Here is a 16,099-nt window from a genome sequence, read left to right on the forward strand (position 1 = left end):
TGAAATCAATCGGCCGGTTAGGGATGTGACAGCAGTTTCACCTACCGTGGTGGGGTGTCGAAGCCCTTCCGCATGCGCCCGTCCGCTGCCGTCGTGACCCTGCTGGCCGTCTCCACGCTCGCGCTCGCCGCGTGCACGTCCTCCGGTTCGCCGCAGGCCACGGTCACTGTCACCAAGCCCAACGGAGCGGTGTCCACCGCCACCACCGACCCCGCCGCGGCGTCGTCGCTGTCGTCGTCGGCCTCGGCCAGCAAGCCGGCCGTGGCGACCAAGCCGGTGCACATCCGCCTGCTGAACTCCGACGGCTCCGTCTACGGCGTGGGCATGCCGGTGATCGCGTACTTCTCAAAGAAGATCACCGACGGCAAGGCGCTGCAGGCCGCCACGAAGGCCACCGTCAACGGCAAACCGGTGCAGGCCGCAGGCTGGTACTTCGAGTACTCCTCGGCCCAGACGGGCTACCCGATCGAGGCGCACTTCCGGCTGGCCGACTTCTGGCCGGCTCACTCGCAGATCCACATCGACATCCCGGCCAAGGGATTGTCGGCCGGCCCGGGCCTGACCTACGACGACAGCCTGACGCTCGACTTCTCGACCGGCGCGCGCAACATCTCCACCGTCGACGACGCGTCGCACACCATCACGGTGTCCAGCGACGGCAAGCAGTTCGGCCGGTTCCCGGTATCGCTGGGCTCGGACAAGACCCCGACCAAGCGGGGCACCAAGGTCATCATGGAGAAGGGCCGCGACATCCGCATGACCGGCCCGGGCTACGACGACCCGCACGTGAAGTACACCCAGCGCCTCACCTACGGCGGCGAGTACCTGCACGCCGCGCCGTGGAACACCTACAACATCGGCCACGGCATCGACTCCTCGAACGGGTGCACCAACCTCTACGACAGCGTCGCGATCAAGCTGTACAACTTCCTGCGCATCGGCGATGTCGTGATGTACCCGAACGCCACCGGCCCGCAGATGCAGCTGGGCGACGGGTACGGCGACTGGAACGTCGACGCGGCCGTGTGGGCGACCGGCGGGCTCGTCCCGACCAAGTAGCCCGCAGGTCCCGCGCCGAGCGCCCTGTCGTCCGGGCGCCGAGGCGGGGTCGAACTGCCACCCGATCGAGGCTGACCCGCGCCTGACAGGATGGGCGGGTGGTCATTCTCGTCATCTCCCTCGCCATCGTCGTGGTGGCGATCCTGCTGGTCGCCGCCCTGGTCGTCCCACGCCGTCGGCGCGACCGGATCGTGTCGGCACCGCCGCCCGTGCGCGACGTCCCTCGCCCGCCCGGGACGACGGCGACCGCGGTGGACGAGCGCGGGCCGCCCGCACCGACCGACACGCTCGAACTGCCGGTCGAGGAAGCCCCGCCGGCGCTGGAGGTCCCCGAGCCGACGGCCGGGCGGCTGCTGCGGCTGCGGGCCCGGCTGGCCCGCTCGCAGAGCAGCCTGGGCCACGGCCTGCTGTCCGTCCTCTCCCGCGAGAAGCTCGACGAGGACGCCTGGGAGGAGATCGAGGAGGCGCTGCTGACCGCCGACGTCGGCATCGGCGCCACCACCGAGATCGTCGACCGGTTGCGCACCCGCACCAAGGTGCTGGGCACCCGCTCCGAGGGCGAGCTGCGGGCCCTGCTCGCCGAGGAGCTCGTGACCGCCCTGCAGCCCGATCTCGACCGCACCCTGCACTCGATCCCCACCGAGGACCGTCCGGCCGTCGTGATGGTCGTGGGCGTCAACGGCACCGGCAAGACCACCACCTGCGGCAAGCTCGCCCGGGTGCTCGTCGCCGACGGCCGCACCGTGCTGCTCGGCGCCGCCGACACGTTCCGCGCTGCCGCCGCCGACCAGCTGCAGACCTGGGGATCGCGGGTGGGGGCCGACACGATCCGCGGCCCCGAGGGCGGCGACCCGGCGAGCGTCGCGTTCGACACCGTGAAGCAGGGCATCGAGCGCAAGGTCGACACCGTCCTCATCGACACCGCGGGCCGGCTGCACACCAAGGTCGGGCTGATGGACGAACTCGGCAAGGTGAAGCGGGTCGTCGAGCGGCAGGGGCCGGTCGACGAGACGCTGCTGGTGCTCGACGCGACCACCGGCCAGAACGGCCTGATCCAGGCGCGCGTCTTCACCGAGGTCGTCGATGTCACCGGGATCGTGCTGACCAAGCTCGACGGCACTGCGAAGGGCGGCATCGTCATCAGCGTGCAGCGCGAGCTCGGCGTGCCGGTGAAGCTGATCGGGCTGGGCGAGGGGGCCGACGACCTCGCGCCGTTCGAGCCGGAGACCTTCGTCGACGCACTCCTGGGTGAGGTCTGATACCGCGATGAAGGCGCTCTACAAGCCGGCAGCGTCGCCGGGGTTCGAGCTCACCGACCGTCCCGAGCCCGAGGCCGGCCCCGGTGAGGTGAAGATCCGCGTCCTGCGCACCGGCATCTGCGGCACCGACCTGCACATCGAGGCCTGGGACGACTGGGCGGCCGGCGCCATCGACGTGCCGCTGGTGCCCGGGCACGAGTTCTGCGGCGAGGTGGTGGCCGTCGGCCCCGGCGTCCGCGACGTCACCGAGGGCGACCTCGTGTCGGGGGAGGGGCACGTCGTCTGCGGCACGTGCCGCAACTGCCGGGCCGGGCGGCGGCACCTGTGCATCCGCACGTCCTCGATCGGCGTCAACCGCGACGGCGCATTCGCCGAGTACGTCGTGCTGCCCGAGTCGAACGTCTGGGTGCACCACACTCCCGTCGACCCCGACCTCGGCGCGATCTTCGACCCGTTCGGCAACGCGGTGCACACCGCGCTGTCGTTCCCGCTCGTCGGCGAGGACGTGCTCATCACCGGGGCCGGGCCGATCGGGCTGATGGCGGCCCAGGTGTGCCGGCACGTCGGGGCCCGCTTCGTCGTCATCACCGACGTCTCGCCGTACCGGCTCGAACTCGCCCGCTCGATGGGGGTCGACCTCGCGCTCGACGTGTCGAGCGAGACGGTGGCCGACGCGCAGCACCGCCTCGGCATGGTCGAGGGCTTCGACGTGGCGCTCGAGATGAGCGGCCACCCCTCGGCGCTGCCCGACGTGATCGACAACCTCAACCACGGTGGCCGCATCGCCATGCTCGGCCTGCCGAGCACGCCGATCGAGATCGACTGGGCCCGGGTCGTCACCCACATGATCACCATCAAGGGCATCTACGGCCGCGAGATGTACGAGACCTGGTATGCGATGAGCGCGATGCTGCGGTCGGGGCTCGACATCTCCGGCGTCATCACGCACCGCTTCCCGGCCACCGAGTGGGCCGAGGGCTTCGCCACCGCGCGCGGCGGCCGGTGCGGCAAGGTTGTTCTCGACTGGACGGAGGTCGGCTGATGTACGGAACCGTGGGCCGCGAGCTGGAGGCGACGCTCGCCGAGATCCGCGAGGCGGGCCTCTACAAGCACGAGCGGCAGCTGGCCTCGCCGCAGTCGGCGCACGTGACGAGCGGCGGCCGCGACGTGCTGAACTTCTGCGCCAACAACTACCTCGGTCTGGCCGACCACCCGGCGGTCGTCGCCGCGGCGAAGCAGGCGCTGGACACGTGGGGCTTCGGCATGGCCAGTGTGCGCTTCATCTGCGGCACCCAGACCCAGCACACCGAACTGGAGCGGCGGCTCTCGCAGTTCCTCGGCACCGACGACACGATCCTGTTCTCGTCGTGCTTCGACGCCAACGGCGGCGTGTTCGAGGTGCTGTTGGACGAGCGCGACGCGGTGATCAGCGACGAGCTGAACCACGCGTCGATCATCGACGGCATCCGGCTGTGCAAGGCCACCCGCAAGCGCTACAAGAACCGCGACATGGCCGATCTCGAGCAGCAGTTGAAGGACACCGTCGATGCGCGGCGCCGGCTGGTCGTCACCGACGGCGTCTTCTCGATGGACGGCTACCTGGCTCCGCTCGACGAGATCTGCGACCTCGCCGAGCGCTACGACGCGCTGGTCATGGTCGACGACTCGCACGCCGTGGGCTTCGTCGGCCCGAACGGGGCCGGCACGCCGGATCTGTTCGGCGTGCCGGACCGCGTCGACATCAACACCGGCACCCTGGGCAAGGCGCTCGGCGGCGCCTCCGGCGGCTACGTCAGCGCCCGGGCCGAGATCGTCGAACTGCTGCGGCAGCGCGCGCGGCCCTACCTGTTCAGCAACGCCGTCGCGCCGTCGGTCGTGGCCGGATCGCTGGCCGCCCTCGACCTCGTCACCCGGGGCGGCGGCGAACGCGACACGCTGAAGGCCAACGCCGAGAGGTTCCGGCGCCGGATGGGCGAGGAGGGATTCGACCTGCTGCCGGGCGGGCACCCGATCGTCCCGGTGATGTTCGGGGACGCCGTCGTGGCCGGCAAGGTGGCCGACGCGATGCTCGCGCACGGCGTGTACGTGATCGCGTTCAGCTACCCCGTCGTGCCGCAGGGGCGGGCCCGCATCCGCGTGCAGCTCTCGGCGGCGCACTCGACCGAGGACGTCGAGACCTGCGTGCGTGCGTTCGTCGCCGCCCGGGCCGAGGTGCTCGGCTCCTCGAACGGTTGAGTGGCGACTCCCGGCGTCGAGTGGCGCGCAAGTACGCGCCATTCAACGAACGTCTCGCCACTCAACGGGCGGGGGGACGGCTACGAGGCGAGGATCGCGTCGTGGACGTACTGCGCGAGGCCGGGGGCCACGTCGTCGTAGGTGCGGCGGAAGCGCTCGTCGGCGAGGTACAGCTCGGCCAGCCCGCGATGGATCTCGGGCGTGCAGTCGTAGAACCACTTGGTGATGTGGGTCCGGTGCGCGGCCGCCAGCGCGACGACGCCGGGATCGGTGACCGGTAGGCCGGCCCGCATCGCGTCGGCGAAGGCGGTGCGGTTCGCCTCCTCCTCCCGCTTGATCTGGATCCAGTCGTCCTTCGTGTAGGCCGCGGTGCGCCGCTGCGACTGCGTCCACGCCTCCGTCTCACCCCACCGCTGCTCGGCCTCCTCGGCCCATTCGCCGCCGAGCTCGTTCGTGCCGAAGATCTCGAACTGCTCCTCGGGCGTCAGCGAGATTCCCATCGTGCGCGCCTCCATCTCCTTCTCCAGCGCCTCGAGCAGGTGCTCGTGACGCGCCATGCGCGCGCGCAGCAGCCGGTGCTGCGCGCGTAACCGGTCGTCGGTGCCCGCGGCCGGATCGGCGAGCATCGCGGCGATCTCGTCCAGCCCGAAGTCCAGCTCGCGGTAGAACAGGATCTCCCGCAGCCGGGCCAGATCGGCCGCGGCGTAGCGGCGATGGCCGGCCGCGGTGCGCCCGCTCGGCCGCAGCAGGCCGACGCTCTCGTAGTGGTGCAGGGTGCGGACCGACACGTGGGCCAAGCGGGCCACCTCGCCGATCGGGTACTCGTGCTGTCCGGTCACGGAGACCACTGTGCAACCTCACGCTGCGTCAGGGTCAAGCTCACACCGGGTCGGGTGCGTCGGTTACACGCGTGAAACACGGGTGTCGGTCCGGCGAAACCTCGGACCGACAACCTTCAGGCCAAGCGCGCGCCCCTGCGCGCCTCAACCGACTTGGGGGAGCCCTTCGTGTCTCACCTGTTACTGGCCGCGACGTATGCGCCTTTCGACAGCAAGAACCTGAACGGCGGTGACACCGCCTGGGTGCTCGCCTCCGCCGCGCTCGTGCTGCTCATGACCCCGGCGCTGGCTTTCTTCTACGGCGGCATGGTCCGGGCCAAGCACGTGCTGGCGATGCTGATGCAGAACTTCGCGGCGATCGCCATCGTCAGCGTGACCTGGATCGTCATCGGCTTCACGTGGGCCTTCGGCGGCGACGGCAAGTACCTGGGTGACCTGCACTTCTTCGGGATGCAGAACATCAACGACGTCGTGCCGACCCTGGGCAGCGCCCAGACGACGCCGACGATGGTCTTCGTCGCCTTCCAGCTGACGTTCGCGATCATCACGCCGGCCCTCATCACCGGCTCGACGGCCGACCGGTGGAAGTTCGGCGCGTTCGCTGCCTTCGTCACGATCTGGTCCGTGGTCGTGTACGCGCCGGTCGCGCATTGGGTGTTCGACGGCTACGGCTGGCTGAACCGCTCGCTCCTGCCGTCGGAGCACGGCCACTTCTTCGCCGAGGACTTCGCCGGTGGAACGGTGGTGCACATCAACGCCGGCGCGGCCGGGCTGGCGATGGCCCTCGTGCTCGGCAAGCGCCGCGGCTGGCCGAAGACGAACATGCGCGGCCACAACATCCCGTTCGTGATGCTCGGCGCCGGCCTGCTGTGGTTCGGCTGGTTCGGGTTCAACGCCGGATCGGCGCTGACCGCGAGCAACCTCGCCGGCTTCGCCTGGGTCAACACGAACACCGCCACGGCCACCGCGCTGCTCGGCTGGATCATCGTGGAGAAGATCAAGTACGGGAAGTGCACCGCCCTCGGCGCCGCGTCCGGTGCGGTCGCCGGTCTGGTCGCGATCACCCCGTGTGCCGGCTGGGTCAGCCCGATCGGCTCGATCTTCATCGGCCTCATCGCCGGTGCGATCTGCGCCCTCGCGATCGGCATCAAGAACAAGCTCGGCTTCGACGACTCGCTCGACGTCGTCGGCGTCCACTTCGTCGGCGGTTGGGTCGGCACCCTGTGCATCGGGTTCTTCAGCACGACGGGCGCCAACTCGCTGGGCAACAACGGCATCCTCTACGGCGGCGGCGGGCACTACGGTGGCTGGAACCTGTTGGGTCACCAGGCCTTCGCCGCCGGTGTCGTGTCGGTCTTCTCCTTCGTCGCGACGGTCGTCATCGCCCTCGTGGTGAACCTGTTCATCAAGAACCGCGTGACCGAGGAAGAGGAGCTCGAGGGTCTCGACACGTCGATCCACGGCGAGTCGGCCTACGAGTTCGGCCCCCTGGGCGGGACGCTGGGGGGCACGGGTGGCCTGGGCGCGCTGACGGGTTCGCCGAAGGAGAGAGTGGACGCCTAGCTATGACAACCTTCCGTAGGGTGCGGGCAGGCGCAGTGTCTGTCCGGTCGGGTTCCAAGCGAGGAGCGGCATGAAGCAGATCACGGCAGTCGTCAAGCCGTTCAAGCTCGACGACGTCAAGGCGGCCCTCGAGGTGCTCGGGGTGCAGGGCCTCACGGTGAGCGAGGTGCAGGGCTTCGGCCGGCAGCGCGGTCACACCGAGGTCTACCGCGGCGCGGAGTACACCGTCGACTTCGTGCCGAAGGTGCGCATCGACGTCGTGGTGTCCGACGGCGACGTCGACAAGCTGCTCTCGGCGATCGTCGAGGCGGCGCGGACCGGGAAGATCGGTGACGGCAAGGTGTGGGTCACGCCCGTCGAGGCCCTGGTGCGCGTGCGCACGGGGGAACGCGACGCCGACGCCATCTAGATGTCGTCCAGTGCGGTCCGGGCCGGCGTTCTCGAACGCCGGCCCGGACTCGTGGGTGCGCCGCTGCGGCAGGCGCTCGCCGAGGCCTACGACGGGTGGCTGCAGACGCTGCTCGAACCCCGTGACAACGTCGCGCTCGTCGCGGTGGGCGGCCTGGGCCGGCGCGAACCGGCGCCGTACTCCGACCTCGACCTCGTCCTGCTGTACGAGGGCAAGGTCGCCGGGCTGTCCGACCTGGCCGACGCGGTCTGGTACCCGATCTGGGACAGCGGGATCAGCCTCGACCACTCGGTGCGCACTCCCGACCAGGCGCTGGCCGTAGCCAAGGACGACCTCAAGGCGCTGCTCGGGCTGCTCGACATCCGCCACATCGCCGGCGACGCCGGGCTGACCGCCCGGGTGCGCGGCAGCGTCCTCGACACGTGGCGGGCCACGGCGGCCAAGCGGCTGCCGGAGATGCGCTCGCTGTCGAGGGAGCGGTGGGCCATCGCCGGCGAGGCGGCCTTCCTGCTCGAACCGAACCTGAAGGAGTCGCGGGGCGGGCTGCGCGACGCGCAGGCGCTGCACGCGCTGGCCGCGGCCCAGCTCGTCGACTACCCGGTCTGGGTCCGGGAGGCCTACCCGGTGCTGCTCGACGTCCGGGGCGAGCTGCACCGGCTCACCGGCCGGTCCGAGGACGTCCTGCGCCAGCAGGAGCACGACGGCGTGGCGGCGGCGCTCGGCTACGAGGACGGGGCGGCCGACGACAACCCCGGCGGCTACGAGCAGCAGGCCCGCGACGTGCTGCTGCGCCGCGTCAACGAGGCCGCCCGCTCCATCGCCCACGCCCTCGACGTCGCGTGGCGGCGCATCGGGTCGACCGAGTCGCGCGCGCCGAAGCGGCGCCTGTTCGGGGCCTCCCGCACGCCGGGCGAGCGGGTCGGCCTGGCCAAGGACGTCGTGTCGCAGGACGGCGAGGTCGTGCTCGCCCGCGACGCCGACCCGTGGGCCGACCCCGGTCTCGTGCTGCGCGTCGCCCGGGCCGCGGCCGAGAACGACCTGCCCATCGCCCCGTTCGCGCTCGAGCGGCTGGCCGCGGAATCGGCGCCGCTGCCGACGCCGTGGCCCGCCTCGGCCCAGGACGACCTGCTGGCCGTCCTAGGCACCGGGCAGCCGGCCATCGCCGTGCTCGAGGCGCTCGACCAGGCCGGGCTGCTCGTCGCGCTGATCCCGGAGTGGGACGCCGTCCGCTGCCGGGCCCAGCACAACCCGGTGCACCGCTTCACCGTCGACCGGCACCTGCTCGAGACCGCGGCGGCCGCGGCCGACCACGACGGCGACGTGAGCCGGCGTGACCTGCTGATCCTGGGCGCGCTGCTGCACGACATCGGCAAGGGGTTCCCCAGCCCGGACCACTCGATCATCGGGGCCGAGCACACCGAGATCATCGCGAAGCGGATGGGCTACGACGGCGACGACCTCGCCCTCATCGTCGGGCTCACCCGGCACCACCTGCTGCTGCCCAATACCGCCACCCGCCGCGACCTCGACGACCCGATGACCATCGAGATCGTCCGCGAGTGCGTGGGCGACTCCGCCGAGCTGCTCGAACTGCTGGTGCCGCTGGCCAAGGCCGACGCCCGGGCGAGCGGCCCGGCGGCGTGGAGCGACTGGAAGGCCCGCCTCATCGCCGATCTGGCCGGGCGGGCCCGGGCGGCCATCGGCGGCACCCGGCCGGCCGGTGTCAGCGCCCTGGACGACGAGCGGCGGGCGCTGGCCGGGGCCGGGGAGCTGGCCGTCGTCATCCACGACTCCGAGGTCGTCGTCGCGGCGCCCGACGCCGCCGGCATCCTCTACCGCACGGCGGGGGTGCTCGCGCTGCACGCGCTCGACATCCGCGAGGCCTCGATCCGCACGCACGGCGACATGGCGGTGAACCGGTTCGTGGTCCACCCGCGGTTCGGGCAGATGCCCGACCCGATGCTGGTGCGCAGCGATCTGGCCCGGGCCATGAAGGGCGAGCTCGGCCTGGCCGAGAAGCTGGCCGAGAAGGAGCGCACGTACTCGCGCCGCCCGGCCGGGGCGCCGCACCGGCGCCCGACCGTGCTCTGGTTCGACGATTCGGCCGACGCCACCGTCGTCGAGTTCCGCGGCGAGGACGAGATCGGGCTGCTCTACCGCACGACCGCGGCCCTCGAGCGCACCGGCCTGGACGTCCGGTCGGCCCACGTGTCCTCGACCGCGGGCATCGTGGTCGGCACCTTCTACATCACCCGCGCGGACGGCAGCCTCATCCCGCCCGAGGACCGCTCGGGCGTCGAGACCGAGCTGCGCACCGCCTGGCCCGCCTGAGGGGTGTCGCGAAGTTCGTCACAGGCACTGCGTTGCGGTGACCGCGAAACCTGAAGGTAATCTGGAGCCGCTGTGCGGGCCGATGTCGTCCCGGTCGGGCCCGTTGCGGTCCGAGAGGACCCGATTCATCGACTCGAACCCCTGGAGCTTGCGTGCGCGACGTCGATCAGGCTGCCTTCGGAATGCCGTTCTCCGCCTTCCCGCCCGCGCAGGGCCTCTACGACCCGGCGAACGAGCACGACGCGTGCGGCGTCTCCTTCGTCGCCGACCTGCACGGCCGGGCCAGCCACCAGATCGTCGCGCACGCGCTCACCGCCCTGCACAACCTCGACCACCGCGGCGCCGCGGGCGCCGAACCGTCGTCGGGCGACGGCGCCGGCATCACCGTGCAGATCCCCGACGCGTTCCTGCGCGCCGTCGCCGACGTCGAGCTGCCGCCGGTCGGCTCGTACGCCGTCGGCAACGCCTTCCTGCCGGTCGACGACGAAGCGCTGGCCGAGGTCGTCGCGATCATCGAGGCCACCGCGGCCGGGGAGAACCTCACCGTGCTCGGCTGGCGCGAGCTGCCGATCGTCCCCGACGACCTGGGCCCGACCGCCCGCAGCGTCATGCCGCGCTTCCGCCAGCTCTTCGTGGCCGGTGGCGCGGGCGAGAGCGGGCTCGCGCTCGAACGCATGGTCTACGCGCTGCGCAAGGTCAGCGAGCGGCGGGCCCGCGAGGCCCAGCACGAGCTGTACTTCCCGTCGCTGTCGTGTCGCACCCTCGTCTACAAGGGCATGTTCACGACCGACCAGCTCGGCGTGTTCTTCCCCGACCTCACCGACCCGCGCTTTCAGAGTGCGATCGGGCTGGTGCACAGCCGCTTCTCGACGAACACCTTCCCGTCCTGGCCGCTGGCGCACCCGTACCGCTACATCGCGCACAACGGTGAGATCAACACGATCCGCGGAAACCGCAACTGGATGCGCACCCGCGAGGCGCTGCTGGAGTCCGACCTCATCCCGGGTGACCTGAAGCGGCTGTTCCCGATCTGCACGCCCGACGCGAGCGACTCGGCGACCTTCGACGAGGTGCTCGAACTGCTGCACCTCGGTGGGCGCAGCCTGCCGCACGCGGTGCTGATGATGATCCCGGAGGCGTGGGAGAACAACCCCGACATGGACGCCACCCGGCGGGCGTTCTACGAGTTCCACTCCTGCGTCATGGAGGCGTGGGACGGCCCGGCCTGCGTCAACTTCACCGACGGCACGGTCATCGGCGCCGTCCTCGACCGGAACGGCCTGCGCCCCGGACGCTGGTGGCAGACCACCGACGGCCTCGTCGTGCTCGGCAGCGAGTCGGGCGTGCTCGACCTCGACCCGGCCTCGATCGTGGCCAAGGGCCGCCTGCAGCCCGGCCGCATGTTCCTGGTCGACACCGCCCAGGGCGTCATCCGCTCCGACGAGGAGTTCAAGGCCGAGCTGGCCGCCGAGCACCCGTACGCCGAGTGGCTGCACGCCGGGCTGATGAACCTCGACGAGCTGCCCGAGCGCGAGCACGTCGTCTTCACGCACGAGTCGGTCACGCGGCGCCAGCAGATCTTCGGCTACACCGAGGAGGAGTTGCGCGTCATCATCGGCCCGACCGCCGCCGCCGGCGCCGAGCCGATCGGCTCGATGGGCACCGACACGCCCGTCGCGGTCATGTCGAAGCGTCCGCGCATGCTGTTCGACTACTTCACCGAGCTGTTCGCGCAGGTGACCAACCCGCCGCTCGATGCCATCCGCGAAGAGATGGTGACGTCGCTGGCGGGCGCGATCGGACCGGAGCTCAACCTGCTCACGCCCGGTCCGGCATCGTGCCGGCAGATCGTCATTCCGCGCCCGGTGCTCGACAACGACGAGCTGGCCAAGATCTGGCACGTCAACGCGGACGGTGACCTGCCCGGGTTCCAGTGCGCGCTCATCGACGGCCGGTTCCGTGTGTTCGGCGGCGCCGAGGCGCTGACGGCCGCGATCGAGCGGGTGCGCCGCGAGTGCTCGCAGGCGATCGCCGCAGGCGCGCGGATCTTGATTCTGTCCGACCGTGACTGCGACGCCGACCACGCGCCGATTCCGGCGCTGCTGCTCACCTCCGCAGTCCACCAGCACCTCGTGCGGACGGGTCAGCGCACCAAGGTCGGGCTCGTCATCGAGACCGGTGAGGCGCGCGAGGTGCACCACATCGCGCTGCTCATCGGATACGGCGCAGCGGCGGTCAACCCCTACCTCGCGTTCGAGTCGATCGACGACCTGGTGTCGTCGGGCGCGATCCGCGGGGTGAGCGCCGAGCAGGCGATCGCGAACTACGTCAAGGCGCTGTCGAAGGGCGTCTTGAAGGTGATGTCGAAGATGGGCATCTCGACGATCGCGTCCTACACCGGCGCGCAGGTGTTCGAAGCGTTCGGGCTTGCCCAGCCGCTGGTCGACGAGTACTTCGGCAGCACGCCGTCGCGGCTGGGCGGTGTGGGGCTGGACGTGATCGCAGAGGAGGCCGCCGCGCGACACGCGACGGCGTATCCGCTCGTCCCGACCGCGAAGGCACATCGCCGGCTCGATGTCGGCGGTGAGTACCAGTGGCGCCGCGAGGGTGAGATCCACCTGTTCAACCCCGAGACGGTGTTCTTGCTGCAACACGCGACGCGGCAACGGCGTTTCGAGCTGTTCGAGGAGTACACCGACAAGGTCGAGCGGCTCAACCGCGAGGGCGGCACGCTGCGCGGGCTCTTCGAGTTCGCGCCCGACCGTCCGCCCGTCCCGATCGACGAGGTCGAGTCGGTCGCCGACATCGTGAAGCGGTTCGCGACCGGGGCGATGTCGTACGGGTCCATCTCTGCCGAGGCGCACGAGACGTTGGCGATCGCGATGAACCGCATCGGCGCCAAGTCGAACAGCGGCGAGGGCGGCGAGGACGCCGACCGGTTCGTCGCCGACGACAACGGCGATCTGCGTCGCTCGGCCGTGAAGCAGGTGGCGTCCGGCCGGTTCGGCGTCACGTCGCACTACCTGGTGAACGCCGACGACCTTCAGATCAAGGTGGCCCAGGGCGCGAAGCCCGGCGAAGGTGGCCAGCTGCCCGGCTACAAGATCTATCCGTGGATCGCGCGCACGCGGCACTCGACGCCCGGCGTCGGGCTCATCTCGCCGCCGCCGCACCACGACATCTACTCGATCGAGGATCTCGCCCAGTTGATCCACGATCTGAAGAACGCCAACGCGCAGGCGCGCGTGCACGTGAAGCTGGTGAGCGAGGCCGGTGTCGGCACGGTTGCCGCCGGGGTGTCGAAGGCACACGCCGACGTCGTGCTGATCTCGGGTCACGACGGCGGGACGGGCGCTGCACCGCTCACCTCGTTGAAGCACGCCGGCCTGCCGTGGGAACTCGGGCTGGCGGACACGCAGCAGACCCTGCTGCTCAACGGCCTGCGCGACCGCATCACCGTGCAGGTCGACGGCGCGATGAAGACCGGCCGTGACGTTGTCATCGCCGCGCTGCTGGGAGCCGAGGAGTACGGCTTCTCGACCGCGCCGCTGATCGTGAGCGGTTGCGTGATGATGCGGGTGTGTCACCTCGACACGTGCCCGGTCGGCGTCGCGACGCAGAACCCGGAGCTGCGCAAGCGATTCACCGGCAAGCCCGAGTTCGTGATCACGTTCTTCGAGTATGTCGCCGAGCAGGTCCGCACGATCCTCGCCTCACTCGGGTTCCGGTCCCTGGACGAGGCGATCGGTCAGGTCGGCGTGCTCGACACGGCGAAGGCGATCGACCACTGGAAGGCGGCCGGGCTCGACCTGACGCCGATGCTGGGGACGCCGGCCACCCCGTACGGCCCTGCAATGCGCAAGGTGCGCGAGCAGGAACACGGGCTCGACGCGGCACTCGACAACACCCTCATCCAGCTCTGCGAGGGCGCGCTGCTCGACGGCTCGCCGGTGCGCCTCGACCTGCCCGTACGCAACGTGAACCGCACGGTCGGCACGATGCTCGGCTCGCTGGTCACGCGCCGCTACGGTGCCGACGGGCTGCCCGACGGCACGATCGACATCACCTTCAGTGGTTCGGCGGGGCAGTCGTTCGGGGCGTTCGTGCCGCGGGGACTGACCTTGCGGTTGATCGGCGACGCGAACGACTACGTCGGCAAGGGCCTGTCGGGCGGCGTGCTCGCCGTCCGTCCGCACCCCGCCGCCGGGTTCGTCGCGGAAGACAATGTGATCGCCGGCAACGTGATCGCCTACGGAGCCACGTCCGGGTCGATCTTCCTGCGCGGCGTCGTGGGCGAGCGCTTCTGCGTGCGCAACTCCGGCGCGACGGTGGTCGCCGAGGGCACCGGTGATCACGCGCTCGAGTACATGACCGGGGGAGTGGCGGTGATCCTCGGCGAGGTGGGCCGCAACCTCGGCGCGGGCATGTCCGGCGGCTATGCCTACGTGCTCGATCTCGACGAGGGCCAGGTGAACACCGAACTGGTCGACATCACCCCGGTCGATCGTGAGCACGCCGCTGTGCTGCGCGGGATCGTCGAGCAGCACCGGACCCACACCGATTCACCGGTCGCGGCAGCGCTACTGGCCGACTGGGCGACCGCGTCGCAGCGGTTCAGCGTGATCGTTCCCCGTGACTTCCAGCGTGTCGTCGAAGCTACCGCCCGGGCCGAGGCCAACGGCGAGGACGTCGACAAGGCCGTGATGGCCGCCGCGCGGACATAACCCCCTCCCGTCCCCGACAGTGGTTAGTTTTGGACACAGTGGTTAGTTGTAACTGACCACTGTGGCCCGAACTGACCACTGTCATCGGGACTGGGGCAGTAGGTCCTACGCTTGACTCATGCGTCGCGCGAAGATCGTCTGCACGCTCGGTCCGGCGACCGACACCGTCGAGCGCTGCCGTGCGCTCGTCGAGGCGGGCATGGACGTCGCGCGGCTGAACTTCAGCCACGGTGCCCACGCCGACCACGGGCGCCGGTACCACGAGGTTCGGCAGGCGGCCGCCGCGGCCGGACGCAACGTTGCTGTGCTCGCCGACCTCCAGGGCCCCAAGATCCGCATCGGCCGCTTCGCCGAGGGCCCGGTCACCTGGGCGACCGGCGAGCGGGTGCGCATCACCGTCGAGGACGTCGCCGGAACGCACGACCGGGTGTCGACCACGTACAAGGAACTGGCCGACGATGTTCGTCCGGGCGACCGACTGCTGGTCGACGACGGCAACGTCGCGCTCGTCGCCGTCGAGATCGAGAACGGCACCGACGTCGTCTGCGACGTGCTCGAGGGCGGCGTCGTGAGCGACAACAAGGGCCTGTCGCTGCCGGGTGTCGCAGTGAGCGTGCCGGCGTTGTCGGACAAGGATGCCGACGATCTCGAGTTCGCGCTGCGCCTCGGCGTCGACTTCATCGCGCTGTCGTTCGTGCGCGCGCCCGAGGACGTCAAACTCGTCCACCGGGTCATGGACGACGTCGGCGTCCGGCGACCCGTGATCGCGAAGATCGAGAAGCCGGAGGCGGTCGACCGCCTCGAAGAGATCGTGCTCGCCTTCGACGGCGTCATGGTCGCGCGCGGTGACCTCGGCGTCGAGATGCCGCTCGAGGCGGTGCCGGTCGTGCAGAAGCGCGCCGTCCAGGTGAGCCGCGACAACGCGAAGCCGGTCATCGTCGCGACGCAGATGCTCGAATCGATGATCACCCACTCGCGGCCGACGCGTGCCGAGGCGTCCGACGTCGCGAACGCGGTGATCGACGGCGCCGACGCGGTGATGCTGTCTGGCGAGACCAGCGTCGGCAAGTATCCCGTGCAGGCCGTCGCGACGATGAGCCGCATCATCACGTCGGTCGAAGCCTCCGGCACCGACGTGCGCGGGCTGATGCACAATCCGCGTACCTCCAGCGGAGCGCTCGTCAAGGCAGCGCGCGACATCGGCGACGCACTCGGAGCAGTCGCGCTGGTGGCGTTCACCCAGACCGGCGACACCGCGAAACGGCTGTCGCGGCTGCAACCTGCGCAACGCCTGCTCGTGTTCACACCCGTCGAGCAGGTGCAACGCCAGATGGCGCTGATCTGGGGCGCCGAGGCGCAGCTGGTGTGGACGGTGAAGACGACCGACGACATGGTGCGTCAGGTCGACACGGCGCTGCTCAACCGCAGCGTGTGCCGCCCGGGTGATCTCGTGGTCATCGTGGCCGGGACGCCGCCGACGACACCCGGTGCGACGAACACGATCCGGGTGCACCACATCGGCGACATCGTCCGTCATGACAGCTGAGCAGGACGGCCAACCGGAACTCGACGCGTTGGTGCACCTGCTCGATCTCGAGCAGATCGAGACCGATATCTTCCGCGGGCAGTGTCATCAGACGCCGATCCAGCGCGTGTTCGGCGGGCAGGTCGCGGTGCAGG

The 16,099-nt window shown here is 70.4% G+C and carries 10 protein-coding genes and 1 pseudogene; 10 read left to right on the forward strand and 1 reads right to left on the reverse strand.

Annotated features, from left to right (window positions below; genetic code table 11):
- Positions 1–54 precede the first annotated feature (54 nt).
- The 4 genes from VGN18_RS01260 to VGN18_RS01275 all read left to right on the forward strand — a co-directional run bounded on the left by VGN18_RS01260 (position 55) and on the right by VGN18_RS01275 (position 4,553).
- Entirely contained in the window at positions 55–1,059 is a 1,005-nt protein-coding gene (locus tag VGN18_RS01260; protein WP_327537802.1) for a L,D-transpeptidase, read from the forward strand.
- Between the two features lie 104 nt (positions 1,060–1,163).
- Complete coding sequence (ftsY, locus tag VGN18_RS01265; RefSeq protein WP_414655004.1) at positions 1,164–2,318, forward strand: signal recognition particle-docking protein FtsY; 1,155 nt, start codon at positions 1,164–1,166, stop codon at positions 2,316–2,318.
- Positions 2,319–2,325: 7 nt separating this feature from the next.
- Positions 2,326–3,360, forward strand: a complete 1,035-nt coding sequence (gene tdh / locus VGN18_RS01270) for an L-threonine 3-dehydrogenase (protein WP_327537804.1) — start codon at positions 2,326–2,328, stop codon at positions 3,358–3,360.
- Positions 3,360–4,553, forward strand: coding sequence for a glycine C-acetyltransferase (locus VGN18_RS01275; RefSeq protein ID WP_327537805.1), 1,194 nt, complete (start codon positions 3,360–3,362; stop codon positions 4,551–4,553). Before tdh ends, VGN18_RS01275 begins: the two co-directional genes overlap by 1 nt.
- A gap of 80 nt (positions 4,554–4,633) precedes the next feature.
- Here the strand turns inward: VGN18_RS01275 and VGN18_RS01280 are convergent, their stop codons facing one another.
- Entirely contained in the window at positions 4,634–5,392 is a 759-nt protein-coding gene (locus tag VGN18_RS01280; RefSeq protein WP_327537806.1) for a MerR family transcriptional regulator, read from the reverse strand.
- Between the two features lie 168 nt (positions 5,393–5,560).
- Between VGN18_RS01280 and VGN18_RS01285 the strand changes: the two genes are divergently transcribed.
- From VGN18_RS01285 to VGN18_RS21045, 6 genes and pseudogenes are all read left to right on the forward strand, one after another.
- Positions 5,561–6,955 carry an ammonium transporter gene (locus tag VGN18_RS01285; RefSeq protein WP_327537807.1) on the forward strand — a complete coding sequence of 465 codons (1,395 nt, stop codon included), beginning with the start codon at positions 5,561–5,563 and terminating at the stop codon, positions 6,953–6,955.
- 70 nt (positions 6,956–7,025) lie between these two features.
- Entirely contained in the window at positions 7,026–7,364 is a 339-nt protein-coding gene (locus tag VGN18_RS01290) for a P-II family nitrogen regulator (protein ID WP_327537808.1), read from the forward strand.
- A complete protein-coding gene (locus VGN18_RS01295) occupies positions 7,365–9,695 on the forward strand; it encodes a [protein-PII] uridylyltransferase (RefSeq protein ID WP_327537809.1) in 2,331 nt (776 codons plus the stop codon). It begins immediately after the preceding gene.
- A gap of 182 nt (positions 9,696–9,877) precedes the next feature.
- A complete protein-coding gene (gene gltB, locus VGN18_RS01300; RefSeq protein WP_349259806.1) occupies positions 9,878–14,419 on the forward strand; it encodes a glutamate synthase large subunit in 4,542 nt (1,513 codons plus the stop codon).
- A gap of 118 nt (positions 14,420–14,537) precedes the next feature.
- Positions 14,538–15,965 (forward strand): pyruvate kinase, encoded by a 1,428-nt coding sequence (pyk, locus tag VGN18_RS01305; protein WP_327537811.1) that lies wholly within the window; start codon positions 14,538–14,540, stop codon positions 15,963–15,965.
- Positions 15,955–16,099, forward strand: a pseudogene (locus tag VGN18_RS21045) (acyl-CoA thioesterase II); the annotation flags it as partial. The gene pyk and the pseudogene VGN18_RS21045, both read left to right, overlap by 11 nt.

The sequence above is a fragment of the Jatrophihabitans sp. genome (assembly GCF_036000465.1).
Taxonomy (GTDB): Bacteria; Actinomycetota; Actinomycetes; order Mycobacteriales; family Jatrophihabitantaceae; genus Jatrophihabitans.